The following is a 14818-nucleotide window of genomic DNA, read 5'->3' as shown; positions in this document are numbered from 1 at the left end:
ATCAGTTAACTAGTATATACAGAAGAGATATAAAACATATGCGTTTGAATGAGTGGTCTACTAAAAACTATAAAGATTTCTTTGAACTTTCTATTTATAAATTGCTTGAAACCTTAAAAAATAATGTGATTATTGATGAAGTAAAAGAAAATAGTGAAAAAAATGTTAACAAACTTATTAAAACTATAAATGCTGATTCGACTAAGTATCTAGCTAATTCCGATCTTAAAGAAAAATTTAACTGTGTAATAACATCGCCACCATATTTTAATGCTAGAGAATATTCAAGTTGGAATAATTTATACATCTATTTAATTGATATGATGTTGAACGCAAGAAGTGTTATCTCTAAAATGGATTCTAATGGTATATATGCGTATAATATAGGAGATATCGTGGATAAAGATAAAATTTACGTTAATTCTAATATGTCAAAAAAGAGACAGATGCTCGGTTTCTACAGTATGCTTATCTTTTATTTAGTAGGATGCAATGTTCTTGGAAATGATATATGGTATAAAGGAGAAGTCCAATCTAAACGTAATAGTTCAAATAACTCGTTTCCTGGTTTTTTAAAACCTATAAATTGTTATGAACATATTATTTATTTAAGCCCAGACTGTAAAAAATCTATTAAAACTGAAGTATTTAAAATTGACACTGTAAAAAAAATAAACTCTAGAGGAGAAAATAAATATGGCCATACTGCACCATATCCTGAAGAGTTAGTAAGAGTAATCATTAATAAAATAAAAGATTATTTAAAATTAAAATTAAAGATATTGGACCCATTCCTTGGTAGTGGCACCACTTTAATAGTAGCTAATCGATATAGTATGCAAGCTTGGGGAATTGAAATGAATAAAAAATATTATGACTTAAGTATAGATAGAATTAATAATGATTTTGCCAATTTAAAATTTAATCTATAAAGAATTTTAGTTTAAGAGTAATGATTCTAACTCTAAGAATTAAAAGGTTATTCTAATTGTGATACCTCTGGTATATTTACTAATAATATTTAAAGCATAGGCTAGTTTTTTATCCTGTTATGATGAATTGTCAATTTAAGCGCAAGATTTCTAAATTTATAATTTCATATGGAGTGTCCTAATTAAGACACTTTCTAGGTCTATGGTTAATTGCGTTCAAAGCATAGTCTAATTCTTCTTGAGTTACTTTAGCTAAGTCAGTTCTTTTAGGGAAGAATTCCCTAAGTAAACCGTTAGAATTTTCATTCGTGCCTCTTTGCCGTGCAGAATAAGTATCAGCGAAGTAAATATCAACATTGAATTGAGATTCAACATCTTTATAGCACGAGAATTCTTTACAACGGTCTACAGTGATTGCCTTTACAATCCTCTCAGAGAAAGCATGAATGAGCTGATGCATCGCTTCTTTCATAGATTGAGAAGAACGGTCAGGGATAAGTCAGGAGAAGTAATAGCGTGACTTTCTTTCTGCGAAAGTAGCGATACAACCCTTACTTTTCCCTCGACTTGAAACGATCGTATCAGCTTCCCAATGACCGAACTCTTGACGCTTTCTAACCTCTTTCGGACGTTGTGAGATGGTCTTGCCTACATTAAACCGACCTCGCGTCTCTTTTGGGTGTCTCTTCCCTTTCTGTCTGAGATAAGGTAACATATTCACCTTCAGTAAGTTAGAGTTAATCCATCTATAGACGAATTTAAAAGAAATTTGATTTCAAAATAGACGACCCACAATCTGTTCTGGCGACCAGCGTAACTTCAAATAATATTGAATGAACTGTGATAGCGTTTCATTTAGTTTCAAACGACGATTACAACGTCTTTTATTCGCTTTTTATTGCGTTTGTGCTGTAGGCACAGAATAACCTTCTTGCGTCATATTGCTTAATCTCACAAGAAATTGTGGAGACTGAACGGTTAAGATGTTTAGTAATCTCTCATAGAATAGTTTTCTTTTCTTAGTGTCTCTATACTTGAACGTATATATATATAGTAAGATATGAATAGCTCATATTAGCACACTCTTGTATTTGTTTTTAGTCGTGTATTAACATCTTACAACGAAGTGCCAATTATGAGCATTTTTTATGAAATTTTTTGGGTGTTGCACTTAATATTACAATCCGTTATTCCTAAATATATGATATGTCCTCTTTATCAGTGGTTTTAGGAGTACAATAATAAAATGAAATTTACATGACATTTTTGTATGTATTTTTAGAAGGGTAACTTAATATTATAAACCACAATTTATAAAGGAGATTATTTGATGTATATTTCACAGCTGGATATCGTAAATTTTAGAAATTTTAAAAATAGTACTTTAAAATTTAAAAAAGGAGTTAATACTATAATTGGAGAGAATAGTTCAGGAAAGACTAACATTCTTTATGCTTTGCGTTTATTATTAGACGACAATTTACCATTAAATGCCACCAAGTTATTAGAAACTGACTTCAATACTAGTATACAAGAAGACTGGAAAGGGCATTGGATTATAATTAAGGTAACATTTTCTGAATTAAACAATGATATCAAGGATAACTTTCTTACTCATTACACTCAAAATATTGAGAGCGAAGATAATACTGGTAGCTTTGCGTATTACTTTAAACCAAACGATAATGTCAGAAAACAAATGCATAAGTACTCCCAACAAATAAACCAAGATGTTAAAGATAATTCGGAAGTGCAAGGAGAACTAAAAAACTACCTAAAAGAATTAACAATAGAAGACTATGAAGTGGTTTATAAAGAACGTGTACAAGGTGATTTTACAGACCCTAGTCAATATAGAGAAATTGTAGGAGACTTTGATAAATTAGATTTTCCTAATCCAGAAGAAGATAATAAAAAAATATTAGGCATTGCTATGTCTCATCTTAGTCTAATGAAGCAAGAAATTTCATGTACTTATATAAAAGCGCTTAGAAATGTTATACATGATTTGAAACAAAGGAAACGAAGTCCACTGTTGCAGTTGTTAAAAGGTAGTACAAGTAACTTAGAGGTTAATCAGACTAAAAACATACAAAGGCAAATAGAAAATATTAATGAATCAATAAGTGATCTTGAAGAAATAAAAGAATTGACAGAAAAATTAAAGGAGTCACTAAATAATACATTAGGATTAACCTATTCTCCTAATGTTGATATTAAGTCGGAATTACCTGAGGAAATAGAAATATTATTCCAATCTTTAACGTTATGGGCTGGAGACGATCACTCAAGTAAACAAGGGAAAATGGAAGATTTGAGTTTAGGAGGAGCAAACTTAATTTATATAACTTTAAAGTTGCTTGAATATGAATTTTATCAAAATAAAAGAGAAAAAGCTGCTCATTTTTTACTAATAGAAGAACCAGAAGCTCATATTCATACGCACGTTCAAAAAACTTTGTTTGATAAATATCACTTTGAAGATACTCAAGTAATAATAACTACACATTCAACACACATATCTTCATCAAGTAAAATTAGTTCAATGAATATCTTAACCAAAGAAAAAGGTTACACTGAAATATGTCATCCTAGTAATGGTTTAGATAATTATAAAATAAAAAGAATTGAAAGGTATCTTGATGCAACGAGATCAACCTTACTTTTTGCCAAAGGTGTTATTCTAGTAGAGGGCGATGCTGAAATGATTTTAATACCTGAAATGTTTAAAAAGGTATTTGGAATTAGTTTAGATGAAATTGGAATTAGCGTAATAAACATGAGTAGTGCTGTTTTTGATAACATCGCTGAGCTTTTTGATGATAATAGAATAAAAAAAAGATGTGCAATTATCACTGATTTAGATATTCCCTTACCAAAAGATTCTAATACAGATAATATGGATGAAGGGAAATCTCGAGCTGCTCAGAAGAGCGGAGAAACTAGAATTAATAGATTAAATGAAAAGTATGATTCTAATTCATGGGTAAACGTTTTTTGTGCTAAATACACATTTGAAGCAGACTACGTAATAAATAACAATGAAAAAACTGTAATAAATACATTAGAAAAAATTTATAAGAATCAAAGCGATAAAGAAAGGTCAGCATCAAAACTAAACGGGGAAGCAGCAGAAAAAATGAATGAAATATTACGACTAGCTAAAAAAGAGGGGAAAGGTTGGTTTGCATTATTATTAGCAGAAGAAATTAATGAATATACTAATATACCCAATTACATTCTAGAAGCTATCGCGTTTGTATCTAAACATATCACTAGTGAACATTTATTTGTAATGGCGAAATATAGAATTCAAAAAACTGTTAATGACCAGTATAAAGATATAAATGAAAATAATCTTAGTGAAATGTTAAATTATTTATGTGAAAATCGGAAAGATATATTAAATGAATTTGTAAATAAGGTGAAAGAATAAAATGGGAGATAGATATCAAAATGATGCAGTAGAATATGAGGGGAACGCTTTAGTAAATGCAGGACCAGGAAGTGGAAAAACAAGAATATTAGTTACGAAGGTAATACAGGAACTCGATAAATTAGCACATAGGACGAAGATGGTTGTAGCTTTAACATATACTAATAATGCGGCAGAAGAAATTAGTGATAGAGTGTTTTCGGCCACTGAAGATAGTTCTCAATTATGGAGTGGCACCATACATGCATTTTGCTCAAGGTGGATATTAAAGCCATATAGCATGTACATACCTGAGTTAGAAAAAGGTTATACTGTTATAGATAAATATAAATCGGAAAGAATAAAAAAAAAGAAATAAAAAAGGAATTTAATGTTTCGCCATACAGCGATATTAATATGACTAAAAATTATGACGGTAATTTTTTAAATGAGGAGAACAAACACAATGAAATAGCTAAAAACTATCATAGATATTTAAAAACGCACAGACTGATTGATTATGATTTGATACTATATTATTCTTATAAATTAATAGAAGAGTATCCTATTATAGCTTATAATTTATCAAGGATATTTCATTACTTTCTTATAGATGAATATCAAGATACACGAGAGATTCAATATTTAATAATAGGTAGAATAATAGCTTCTTCAAAAGGTAATTGCAAGTATTTTATTGTAGGTGATGTAAATCAAGCAATTTATCACTCTCTAGGAGGGAAAGTTAAACCTATAGACGAAATAGAAAAAATTATGGGTAATTATCCTTTAATGCGGTTCACTTTATATTATAATTATAGATCGAGCCAAAAAATAATTGATTTTTATAGTCAATTTAGTTGTTCAAATCATAAAATAGAATCTGCGTATCCCGAAAAATATAAAGAAAGCATTATAGAAGTAGATAAAAGCATTAGCAAAAACAAATTGTCTGAAAGAATCTCTGAAATAATTAAAAAACATATTCTAGAAGGAGTACATCCTAATGAAATATGTATTATCGCACCTCAGTGGAATATACTAAATAATACTATTAAAGAAATAATATCTGAATTACCCAATGTAAAGTTTAATGCGTCTAATTTAACTGTTATGTCACGTGTACCTCACAATATATGGTTTAAATTTGCTTGCTTAATTTTAACAATAGCTAGTCCTAATAATTATACAAGTAGACTTAGTAAAGCGAAAGATATTTTAAATGAATTAGATGTAAAATTTGACATTAGTTTTGTAGATAATGAGTATACTCCAAGAATGATATTAAACATAATCAACTCTATACAAATTAATAATAAATTAATCACCCATTACTTAGAAGAATGCTTTTTATTCATTATGGAAAAATTAAATATAAATCATGAAGACTATAAGGATTTAGTTCAGGGATGGCAAGAATATTTTGGAGCTCTACAGAGAAACATAAATAACTACCAATTCAAAGATTTGCCTAGCGATGCTAACTATATAACGAAAATGTTTAATTCTATCGACGGGATTAATATTAATACAATTCATGGAGTTAAAGGTAAAGAATACCATACTATAATAGTATTTGGATTACATGAAGGACGTATTCCTCATTGGACTACTATTAATAAATATCCGGAATATAGAACAGAAGAATCAAAAAAACTCTTATATGTTGTTTGTTCTAGAGCAAAAGTAAATTTATATTTATTTGCAGAAAAAGATAGAAAGACTAAAGAAGGTGAACTTTATGAGATTAATTCACAGCTAAATAATATCACAACTGATGAATCCTCTATTTAGTGCATCATTTGTAAGGATAAAAGTTCATAAGACCTGGCACTGCCACCAATATAGTACCCACTTAAAAACACTTGAATTAGGCTGCTACTTTTCTGTTCACTAATTTATACTTTGTATCAAATGGATACACCATTCTGCGCATAGAAAAACACTTTCGTATGATTCATTTTACTGAATTCAACGAGAGTGTTTTTATAAAGCCACCACTCAATGTGAATAGCCCAGATAATTATTGGTCTAAGATAACCTTTATCTGAACAGTAACCTTAATATAGCTCAAGTTACCATTCTATTCATCTTCATCCGTTGGCAAGAGGTCGTGGTTAAAGATAGGGGATTCTTGCAATATAGAGTAATAGTTCTCCCCACTATATATGATGTGATCCCATAAGTTGATCTGCATGATATGACATACCTGCTTCATAAGATGTGTTATTTCTATATCCTGAGGAGATGGAGTTACATCCCCACTCGGGTGATTGTGCGTAATAATAATACTCGCCGCATTTGAAAGGATTGCGACTTTCATTAGTTCACGCGGATGGACGGTACTATGATATAGATCTCCTATAGCGACGATTTGTAAATGAGTGGGTTCGCATCTCGTATTCAAGCATATTATTGAAAGGTGTTCTCTGTCGCGTTCTCCAAGATAGTTTTGTACGATATCCACTGCATCTTTTGTGTTAAGTACTGCATTTTTTTCAAAAATAATTGTCTTTATATACTTTAGTACCACATCTACTATTTTGATTTTCTTCATTTTAATGAGCTCCTTTTTCATTTGCTGAGATTTCTAATTTTATACGTTGTTTTTTTTACTTAAGAGTCACAATATTAAAGTTAAAAGTATATATGATTATCTCTATTAAGGTGTTTTCCAGATTTATGATTAATTGTGTTTAAAGAATAACTAATTTCATCTTGAGCGACCTCTACTAAAGCCGTTCGTTTAAGAAAGATGTCCCTTAAATACGTGTTGTTAAAAAAGACAGCCCCACACATTAGGGCTGTCTCACACATTAGTGATTAGAAATGCTTTGCACAATTAATTTTATAAACCTAACCGGTAAATATATCGGTTTAAAAACATTACTTAATATTAATTACCATCAGTGATAGGTTAGAGTATCAGGGTTTAATACAAGAATAGCTTTGATAAATACTTAAATTGTATTTATTAGGGAAGGAAGTAGCCTGTTGAAGCAGGCTATCCTCCCTTTTAGTTATCAAAAGCGCTTTGCACACTTATTTTTATAAACCCAACCATTAAATATACGGGATTAAGAACAATTACTTAACGTTAACTTTCACAAATATAAGTCATAGTATATAGCATGAGGTACATATTCAATGACGAGTATTTATAAACACGTTAACTGTAATTTTTTAGGAGGGGGATAGCCTAGTGTTATAGACTATCCACTCCTTTTCATTTAATGAAACTTAAATTATTAATACATACTTATACATACAACAAGATAATACTTAAAACACTTCACCCATGTATCTCTTCTGAAATCACCAACGCTACAGGAATATTTAACGAGCCTCTCCTGTATTGTCGAGAGATACATTCTTTCCTTAATGAGGTTATTGATGAATAAACAAACGCTTTCCTTAATGATGTTGATTCTAGTTGTCATAGAAAGCTATTAAATTGTAAATCAATCGTTATTTGCTGAGTGCGACGGTGCATCTGAAAGGTGTTAAAGTGGAAAGTTGAGGATGAATATACATGATGTTTTAACAGGGGGAATTTCCACTATATATATCGAGATCTATAAGGTTTAAACAATTTACTTGCTCACATAGTTTAGATTTTTAAAGAGGAATCTCGATGATAGTGTGACATTACCCTTCAGATGTTTGTAAGTTGAAGTTTGAGAGTGTTGAGATACATAGATTCTTAAAAAGATGAGTTTTATCGCTAAATATTCTCATATAACCTTCTTAACAACTATTAATTTTTTATTCTCCGATGTCACTTTGGAGAACTTCTCTCTTGAAGTAAACTTCAACTATCTCTAGTTATTAATATATTTTTTTCTGAGATGGGGGAGTTCAGCTCCTTCTGTGATGTATTAGGAATCAAAGGCTTAGCGCTTTGGAGGTACCTTTCGATTGATTCCTTAAGTCTATAATACAATATCCTGGTTAAAAATCTAGTATCAATTTTACTTATAAATGAAATATGGTAAATTTGGTGCGCTATTATATCATTTTGGTGGAAAATTTCGAATACTTAAATTTCTCACTTTAATTCTATTCATATAGTTCAATTTTACTACTTGAATAGTGAAATTATTAGGTTATAAGGTGTTTTGTTAACAATTTGTGGTAAATATGATGATAATTTTAACTTCTTAAGAAGTAGTTGAGAAAGACAATAAAAATATCACGTTTTGAATCATTTGAATTGTGATTTTTTCACTTAGATTCAACTTTATTTTACCATTTTATCCGTAAAAGTATAGTGAAAATTTAAAGAAATCACTGTAAAAATGAAGATAGAGCTGAAAGACTTAAAATGATAAGAAACGAATTGTTTTTAACTAACACTTAATATCTAAGTTGAAAAGGATATAAAAGTTATGTAATGCTTATAGCAAGAAGGTAATGATGTACGGTAGGACTATGAAGTAGCAACAATATATTAACGACAAAGGTGGGTAGAGTACCATGAATGCATATCGCTCATTCTGGCGACGCTACTTTGACTTTAAAGGTCATTCCACGCGAAAAGAATACTGGGTGCCAACGCTGGTTAATATAGTAATCATGGCTATATTGCTTGTGTTGATTTATGCCAGTTCTAAGTTGGTTTGGCTAGTAAATACTCTCTCAGGAATTGTTCTTATATTTGTAATTGCGATGATTATTCCACAAATTGCAGTACAAGTTCGACGATTACATGATATTAATCGGAAAGGGTTTCTCGTTTATTTAAATCTTGTCTTAGTATTAGTTGAGTCTTTTCTAAGAGAAGGTTCAGTACTCGCTACTATCATCAACTTCATAGGTTTAATCCTAGGTATATGGCTCTTTGTCTACATGTGTTTAGGTACACGAGAGCATGTTGAGAAGGAAGAACGTCTATGGATTTAACGAGGTCACACCATGCGTGCGATCTTTCCTAGTGGTTGGGGAAGTAGTGGGGTTAGTTGTTAAAGTGTGGTATGGAGTTGCGAAGCGATATTTGAGAAAGTGATTAATTGAAGAGCGGATGTGCGTCGGGAGATTTGTGTAAGTGTGGATGTGCGTAATGCAATATTTGAGAAAAGGGAAAAAGTGAGTTGAGTAAGCGTGGATCTACGTCGGACATTTATTGAGAAAATATGAAAGGGACGAACCTATGAAAACTATATTTTGCGCAGTGAACGTTATTAACTATTTGATATTAGTAGCTCTTTTAGTTATTAATTATCATAATTTGAGTTATAGTGGGCTAAATATCGTCACGTATTTTATAGCAGCTAGTCTCATGTTGTTAGTGGTTTCGCTGGGGTTTCATTTCTATGCGAAGAAAGATGTAGGTCTTGTTAGCATGTTTATTAATATCGTGAATCTATGTTTAATAGGACCGATGTTGTTGGTGTTCTTGTTTTAAGATATAGGACATTTTACCTAATCAATTAAGAATAAATTGCAGAAATTAATAATTTCTACTGTAAATGACATCATATGTCGCCTCTATTCGTTATACTGCAAGTGTAAATTTATCTAAATGGAGGGTCATTTTATGAAGAAATTAGGTATCACTTCAGCAACAGTACTTACAGGAGCTCTCATCTTTGGAGGCGCGGGTGCACATGAGGTACACGCTGCAAACTATGATGCGGTCACAAAGGACAACGCGACAGACATCGCAATCCAAATTGGTGCAGAGAATAATCATAATGCGAGTGAGAAGAACTTCTTAGAGCCTAAAGATGAAGGTGACTATATCGAAGTTCCTGCAGCAAACAAATCTATGCATGGTTCTGCGGACTATCACGTTTATAAAAATGGTGACGTTAAATATCGCTATGGTGCGGTAGAGGACTTTAAGAAAATAGGTCATTATGATTTAGCTGAGAAAAAAGACTCTAATGGACAAAATGGAGCTGCGCAAGATACGCAAAATAATGACGGTCAGGCAGCTGCGGATAATAAACAAAATAGTGGCAAACAGGCAGCGGGTGAAGCACAACAAAATCAATCAGTAAATCAAAGTGCGAATGACGGAACTGTGCAGCAAAATGCTAAACAACAGCAAGATCAGCAGAAAGTTAATTCTTTACCAGATACAGGTAAAGAAACTTCAGGAATGACGATCACTGCAATTGCTCTATTAATGACAGGTTTAAGCTTAATTAGTTTCAGAAAACGTAAAGATGCATAAGGTGAATTGAGTTTGGTTCGTTTCTAATGTATGAACTCTCCCTACTTACTTAAACATAGTTTGAGTGTTAAGGGGGGAGTTTTTGTGTGGGAGAATGAATGTTTGGCGGTGGGGGAATGACTTTGTGGCCGAATATGCCAGGAGGGCAGAGGGTATGTCAGAGGGAAGTATATTGGTAAAGGTTAGCGTGAGAAATGTCGCAGTAGAGGAACTGGGCAAGATAGAGCGAAAAAAGTAGAGCAAATCAACACTAGGTGGAGCTCGCTATTTTAGTTTATTAATGGGGGTGGTTCTTATATAATAAGGCTAGAGGTTTTAGGTATGACTGATTCATTTTAGTACTCTGTAATTTTAGGTATAAGTTTTAGTACTCTGTAATTTTTGGTATACCGCGATTGGAAACGCCCACCCATATGACATGAGTGAGCGTTTTTTAATTTGTTTACTTTTCTTCATTATATTCATTATCCTCTGAGCTATTATTCTCTTCTTGAGTAGATTGATCACTTTCATTATCTTCATCTACTGACTTATCATCTTGCTCATTAGATTCCTCATGATTCTCATCTGAATGATTTGAGGAGCTATTCTTATCATCCGCTTTACTATCTTCTTTTTCATCATCTTCTTCCTGTGAATCTAATTGTTCAGATGTAGAGTCGTTATCATCATTATCATCTTTGTCACTTTGAGAATATTGATTTTCAGAACTATCTTCTTCTTTCGCATCCTCATCAGACTCTGCTTCTCTTTGTGCTGCAGTCATGTACTGTTCCTGATATTCCCCGATAGGTTTCATGACCTTACTGTATTCTTCCTCAGTTACCTTGGTCTGACTATGGCTGAATTTGTCATTTTCCCCCTGAGAGACAAAGGTATTGTAAAAATCAACAGCAGCGTTGTAAATTTTCGGATGGATATATCCGTCTCTAGGACCTACCATATCTGGATAAGCACCGAGTATTTTGGAATCTAATATTTCTCCCGTATAACGATTGATTTTGACATAGCCTTTAGTAGATTGATTTTCCCCGTACATGGGCGTTTCAATAAATATTTCGTCATTGCTACTCTTATTTTGATTATATTCAAGTTGATTACGTTGGAAGAAGTTTTGATTATCTTTTTTAAAATAATCCATAGCAATATCCTTCGCTTTTTCAATTGAAATAGGTTCCTGTTGATTATTTTGCTGGGAGTTTTCGTCACTTGATGCATTCTTATTTTTATTTATAGAAGTTTTCTTATCATCTTTTTGCGAATGATTATTATTTTTCTGCTCATCATTATTTGAATTATTGCTTCCACAAGCCACTAGTAACACCGAACTCATCATTACAGTAGCTATCAATTTTAAACCTTTCATAATTAACTCCTCTTTCTGTAAAACTTACCGTACTTAAAGATATCTCTATTTATAATGATATGACAGTGCTATATTATAATAAAGAGTAATTAATGATTTATATATAAAGTATATTTTTCGGAGGTCTTTCATCAATGAATTTAAAAGAATCTATAAGTTATTTAGGTTGGTATGATTTAATATTTTTAGTACCTATGTTCTTCTTATTCGAATATTTACCGACGAACAATATATGGAGTATTTTGATCAATTTGGTTATTGTAATCTTTTTTAGTCTCGGACTAGCGACAATTACGCATATAATTATAGATTCAGTGAGGAACAAATGATGTGATTAGACTATGGAAGAATAGACGTCATGTACCAAGTAGAATATGACATATTGAATAATAGTGTTTTATTGAAATGTTTAAGTTAACTTATATGAATTGTTGTGGTGGATTTTAATATTAAGTTAGCCACCCTAAAAAAGCATACAAAAAACGCCATGTGAATTTCATGTTATTATTGAAGTCCTGACACTAACAATAAAGGAATGAATTCACATGACGCAGACTCATTGTAACACGAAATCACGCAAAGGAACACACCTCTCTTATGGAGAAAGAGAAAGAATCAAAGCGTTCCATGATTGTGGCTTATCTAACAGAGAAATTGCACGTCGGTTAGGTCGCGCACCTCAAACGATTAATAATGAAATTGAACGAGGCCAAGTCTATCAGGTTAAGCAGCGACAAAACTATAAGGGCAAAGTGTATGAATACGGCTCTGTCGACTACGAACCTGAACGCGCACATCATCGTTATAAAGAAAAGCGCCTCAATTGTGGTCCTAAAGGTATCCAAGCACATAATCCTGAATTTCTTGAATGGGCTGACGAGAAAATGTTAGACGATCACTGGTCTCCTGAAGCACTTATTTTAGACGCGAAGCGTCGCAATACTTTCGATAATAAGCCGATTCCTTGTACGACCACGTTGTACGCCTGGATTGATGAAGGCCAGTTAAAAACACGTAATATTCATCTTCAAGAGAAATGTCGTCGACGTCCTAAAAATAAAACATATCATCGTGCTCATCAGCGTGTATTAGGTATGAGTATTAATGAACGACCTCAAGCAGTTGAAACACGTGAAGAATTTGGTCATTGGGAAATTGATACGGTGATTGGTTCGAAAGATAAATCTGAACCTGTACTCTTAACGCTAGTTGAACGCAAGACACGGTTTGAAATACTTACTTTGATTGAAAACAAGAGCGCTCAATCTGTAACACGAAGCATTCGCCGTCTTCAGACACAACTTGAGTCTTATATGAACCATATATTCAAATCGATAACAGCTGATAATGGATCTGAGTTTAGTTTATTAACTTCACAGCTCAAAGATCAGGTTTCAGTCTATTTTGCCCATCCGTTTGCCTCATGGGAAAGAGGGACGAGTGAAAACCAACATAAAATAATTCGCCGCTTTTTACCGAAAGGTATGCGGTTCAGCGGTATTTCAAATCTCAAGGTTCAAGCGATCCAACGATATATGAATAACTATCCTAGAAAAAATTTAGGTGGCCAACCCCCCTTCTGAGTGCTTTAAGCGCGAACTTCAAAAGCTTAATCCAGGTGAATAACTTTTTAAAGCCCTTTGACATGGAGCCTGTCGTCACAACGTTTCTTCCCAGAGGGAACAGAAGGAAAAAGCATCTGTTCACCTATAAGGTTAACGCTGTGCCTTCTCCATATAAAAGGTACGACATGAATTAAAATAACGACTTCGAAATAACATGAGCCAATTAAAAATAGGTGGCTAAGTTAAACTTGAAATTTACGATATGAATTGTTGTATTTATGTAAAGATTTTTATAGAAATTGACAGTAAATAAATTCTATGTCAATATATTAGTTGACACGTATCAACTAATAGAATTATCCGGATGGTTAATTATGGAAGAAAGGGTGAATTTAATGGAACACCTTAACAACATTGGTGAAGCGGTTGTCAATATTGTTACAGCGTCTGAGAATGCTGACGGCGCTGGAATCGCTAAGGGCGTGATCAATATTGTTACTAACGCTGGCGGTATCATCGAAGATATCGTGCACATGTTTGTCGGATAACTTAGCAGAATCGATACACTCACTATAAACACACCCAACACGGCGGCTACACATTCTTTGTGTGGTCGCTTTTTTGCGTGGGGAGTATGTATAGGTTATTAGTTTAAAATATTGTCGGATTCCTAAGGCAAAAGTTTATTTATTGTAGCCCCCATTTTAATGAGGACTTGCGATATAATATAGATAAAGAATAAGGTTGGAACGGTTTTTATTGAAAATAGTAGGTATGGCGTTTTCTCATAAATGTGCCTAGACCTTCTACAGAAAGAGATAAACTGGGGTGTGCGTGTTGGAAACATTTGAGGTTATTAAAGATTTTGTAATTTTTTCGTTTGAACTACTATGTATTTTAATAATGGGGTCATTTATATGTGTTTATTGGCCGTTTCAATTGATTATGAGTTTTTATGTAGTAACGAGAGATTGGGCTGCAGAGCATTTCGGAGTAGAAGAAACAGGCTGCATAGGGATGTTAATTGCGATTTTTGTCGTTTGTATACCGTATTTAATTGTCATTTTCTTATTCGGAAAGTTAGCACAAGTCATTGGAATAGGAGGCTGGATGATTGTTCCTTTATTCCTTATTGGCATATTGATTCATTATTTAGTTGTGAAATCTCGGCGTGGCTAGGTGCAGTAGGTGAGCGCGAAACGACGGTGTATGCCTTATATTGACAAGAATACACTTTCATAATAATTGAAGCGGTTTAAGCGTAGAATTCAAATTATCAAAATTCAATTTCTGCTTCTCAATTATTGCGTGGGAAATAACTACATTAATGAGAAACATTTTATTCATAATTGTAGGATAATG

At 32.5% G+C, this 14818-nt stretch carries 12 protein-coding genes and 1 pseudogene; 10 read left to right on the top strand and 3 right to left on the bottom strand.

Annotated features, from left to right (window positions below; genetic code table 11):
* Positions 1-932: DNA methyltransferase (locus CD126_RS09345; RefSeq protein WP_240626087.1), on the top strand; the 932-nt coding region annotated here is incomplete at its 5' end.
* A 178-nt stretch (positions 933-1110) separates the two neighbouring features.
* Here CD126_RS09345 and CD126_RS09340 read toward each other — a convergent pair.
* Positions 1111-2005, bottom strand: a pseudogene (locus CD126_RS09340) (IS30 family transposase).
* Positions 2006-2262: 257 nt separating this feature from the next.
* Here CD126_RS09340 and CD126_RS09335 point away from each other — a divergent pair.
* Genes CD126_RS09335 through CD126_RS09325 form a run of 3 tightly spaced genes read left to right on the top strand, consistent with a single transcriptional unit; the run spans position 2263 to position 6141 of the window.
* The gene (locus CD126_RS09335) at positions 2263-4368 is read left to right on the top strand and encodes an ATP-dependent nuclease (RefSeq protein ID WP_049407442.1); all 2106 of its coding nucleotides are present in this window, start codon (positions 2263-2265) and stop codon (positions 4366-4368) included.
* 1 nt (position 4369) lies between these two features.
* Positions 4370-4726, top strand: a complete 357-nt coding sequence (locus tag CD126_RS09330; protein ID WP_103370378.1) for a UvrD-helicase domain-containing protein — start codon at positions 4370-4372, stop codon at positions 4724-4726.
* Between the two features lie 38 nt (positions 4727-4764).
* Positions 4765-6141, top strand: a complete 1377-nt coding sequence (locus CD126_RS09325) for a UvrD-helicase domain-containing protein (RefSeq protein WP_103370377.1) — start codon at positions 4765-4767, stop codon at positions 6139-6141.
* Positions 6142-6430: 289 nt separating this feature from the next.
* Here CD126_RS09325 and CD126_RS09320 read toward each other — a convergent pair whose 3' ends face one another.
* Positions 6431-6904: a JAB domain-containing protein gene (locus CD126_RS09320; RefSeq protein WP_103370376.1), complete on the bottom strand. Its 474-nt coding sequence runs from the start codon at positions 6902-6904 to the stop codon at positions 6431-6433.
* A gap of 1919 nt (positions 6905-8823) precedes the next feature.
* On the opposite strand from CD126_RS09320, the gene CD126_RS09315 reads away from it, so the two are divergent.
* Entirely contained in the window at positions 8824-9249 is a 426-nt protein-coding gene (locus CD126_RS09315; protein WP_049407379.1) for a DUF805 domain-containing protein, read from the top strand.
* Between the two features lie 634 nt (positions 9250-9883).
* Positions 9884-10525, top strand: a complete 642-nt coding sequence (locus CD126_RS09305; protein ID WP_049407381.1) for an LPXTG cell wall anchor domain-containing protein — start codon at positions 9884-9886, stop codon at positions 10523-10525.
* A 442-nt stretch (positions 10526-10967) separates the two neighbouring features.
* Here CD126_RS09305 and CD126_RS09300 read toward each other — a convergent pair whose 3' ends face one another.
* Positions 10968-11891: a hypothetical protein gene (locus CD126_RS09300; RefSeq protein ID WP_049407383.1), complete on the bottom strand. Its 924-nt coding sequence runs from the start codon at positions 11889-11891 to the stop codon at positions 10968-10970.
* Positions 11892-12025: 134 nt separating this feature from the next.
* On the opposite strand from CD126_RS09300, the gene CD126_RS12335 reads away from it, so the two are divergent.
* From CD126_RS12335 to CD126_RS09280, 4 genes are all read left to right on the top strand, one after another.
* The gene (locus CD126_RS12335) at positions 12026-12220 is read left to right on the top strand and encodes a DUF6007 family protein (protein ID WP_049407385.1); all 195 of its coding nucleotides are present in this window, start codon (positions 12026-12028) and stop codon (positions 12218-12220) included.
* A gap of 216 nt (positions 12221-12436) precedes the next feature.
* Entirely contained in the window at positions 12437-13474 is a 1038-nt protein-coding gene (locus CD126_RS09290) for an IS30 family transposase (RefSeq protein WP_198465117.1), read from the top strand.
* A 356-nt stretch (positions 13475-13830) separates the two neighbouring features.
* The gene (locus CD126_RS09285) at positions 13831-14004 is read left to right on the top strand and encodes a beta-class phenol-soluble modulin (protein WP_232587140.1); all 174 of its coding nucleotides are present in this window, start codon (positions 13831-13833) and stop codon (positions 14002-14004) included.
* 289 nt (positions 14005-14293) lie between these two features.
* The gene (locus CD126_RS09280) at positions 14294-14635 is read left to right on the top strand and encodes a hypothetical protein (RefSeq protein ID WP_049407387.1); all 342 of its coding nucleotides are present in this window, start codon (positions 14294-14296) and stop codon (positions 14633-14635) included.
* The last annotated feature ends 183 nt before the right edge of the window (positions 14636-14818 follow it).

This window comes from Staphylococcus pettenkoferi (assembly GCF_002902685.1).
Classification (GTDB): domain Bacteria; phylum Bacillota; class Bacilli; order Staphylococcales; family Staphylococcaceae; genus Staphylococcus; species Staphylococcus pettenkoferi.
The sequence above is the reverse complement of the archived record's forward strand: the minus strand, read 5'-3'. Positions and strand labels throughout refer to the sequence as shown.

Coding starts and splice junctions, on each gene's coding strand:
- CD126_RS09290 (WP_198465117.1), top strand. CDS start 12,437: ATGACGCAGACTCATTGTAACACGAAATCACGCAAAGGAACACACCTC.
- CD126_RS12335 (WP_049407385.1), top strand. CDS start 12,026: ATGAATTTAAAAGAATCTATAAGTTATTTAGGTTGGTATGATTTAATA.
- CD126_RS09330 (WP_103370378.1), top strand. CDS start 4,370: ATGGGAGATAGATATCAAAATGATGCAGTAGAATATGAGGGGAACGCT.
- CD126_RS09285 (WP_232587140.1), top strand. CDS start 13,831: ATGGAAGAAAGGGTGAATTTAATGGAACACCTTAACAACATTGGTGAA.
- CD126_RS09315 (WP_049407379.1), top strand. CDS start 8,824: ATGAATGCATATCGCTCATTCTGGCGACGCTACTTTGACTTTAAAGGT.
- CD126_RS09305 (WP_049407381.1), top strand. CDS start 9,884: ATGAAGAAATTAGGTATCACTTCAGCAACAGTACTTACAGGAGCTCTC.
- CD126_RS09320 (WP_103370376.1), bottom strand. CDS start 6,904: ATGAAGAAAATCAAAATAGTAGATGTGGTACTAAAGTATATAAAGACA.
- CD126_RS09335 (WP_049407442.1), top strand. CDS start 2,263: ATGTATATTTCACAGCTGGATATCGTAAATTTTAGAAATTTTAAAAAT.
- CD126_RS09300 (WP_049407383.1), bottom strand. CDS start 11,891: ATGAAAGGTTTAAAATTGATAGCTACTGTAATGATGAGTTCGGTGTTA.
- CD126_RS09325 (WP_103370377.1), top strand. CDS start 4,765: ATGACTAAAAATTATGACGGTAATTTTTTAAATGAGGAGAACAAACAC.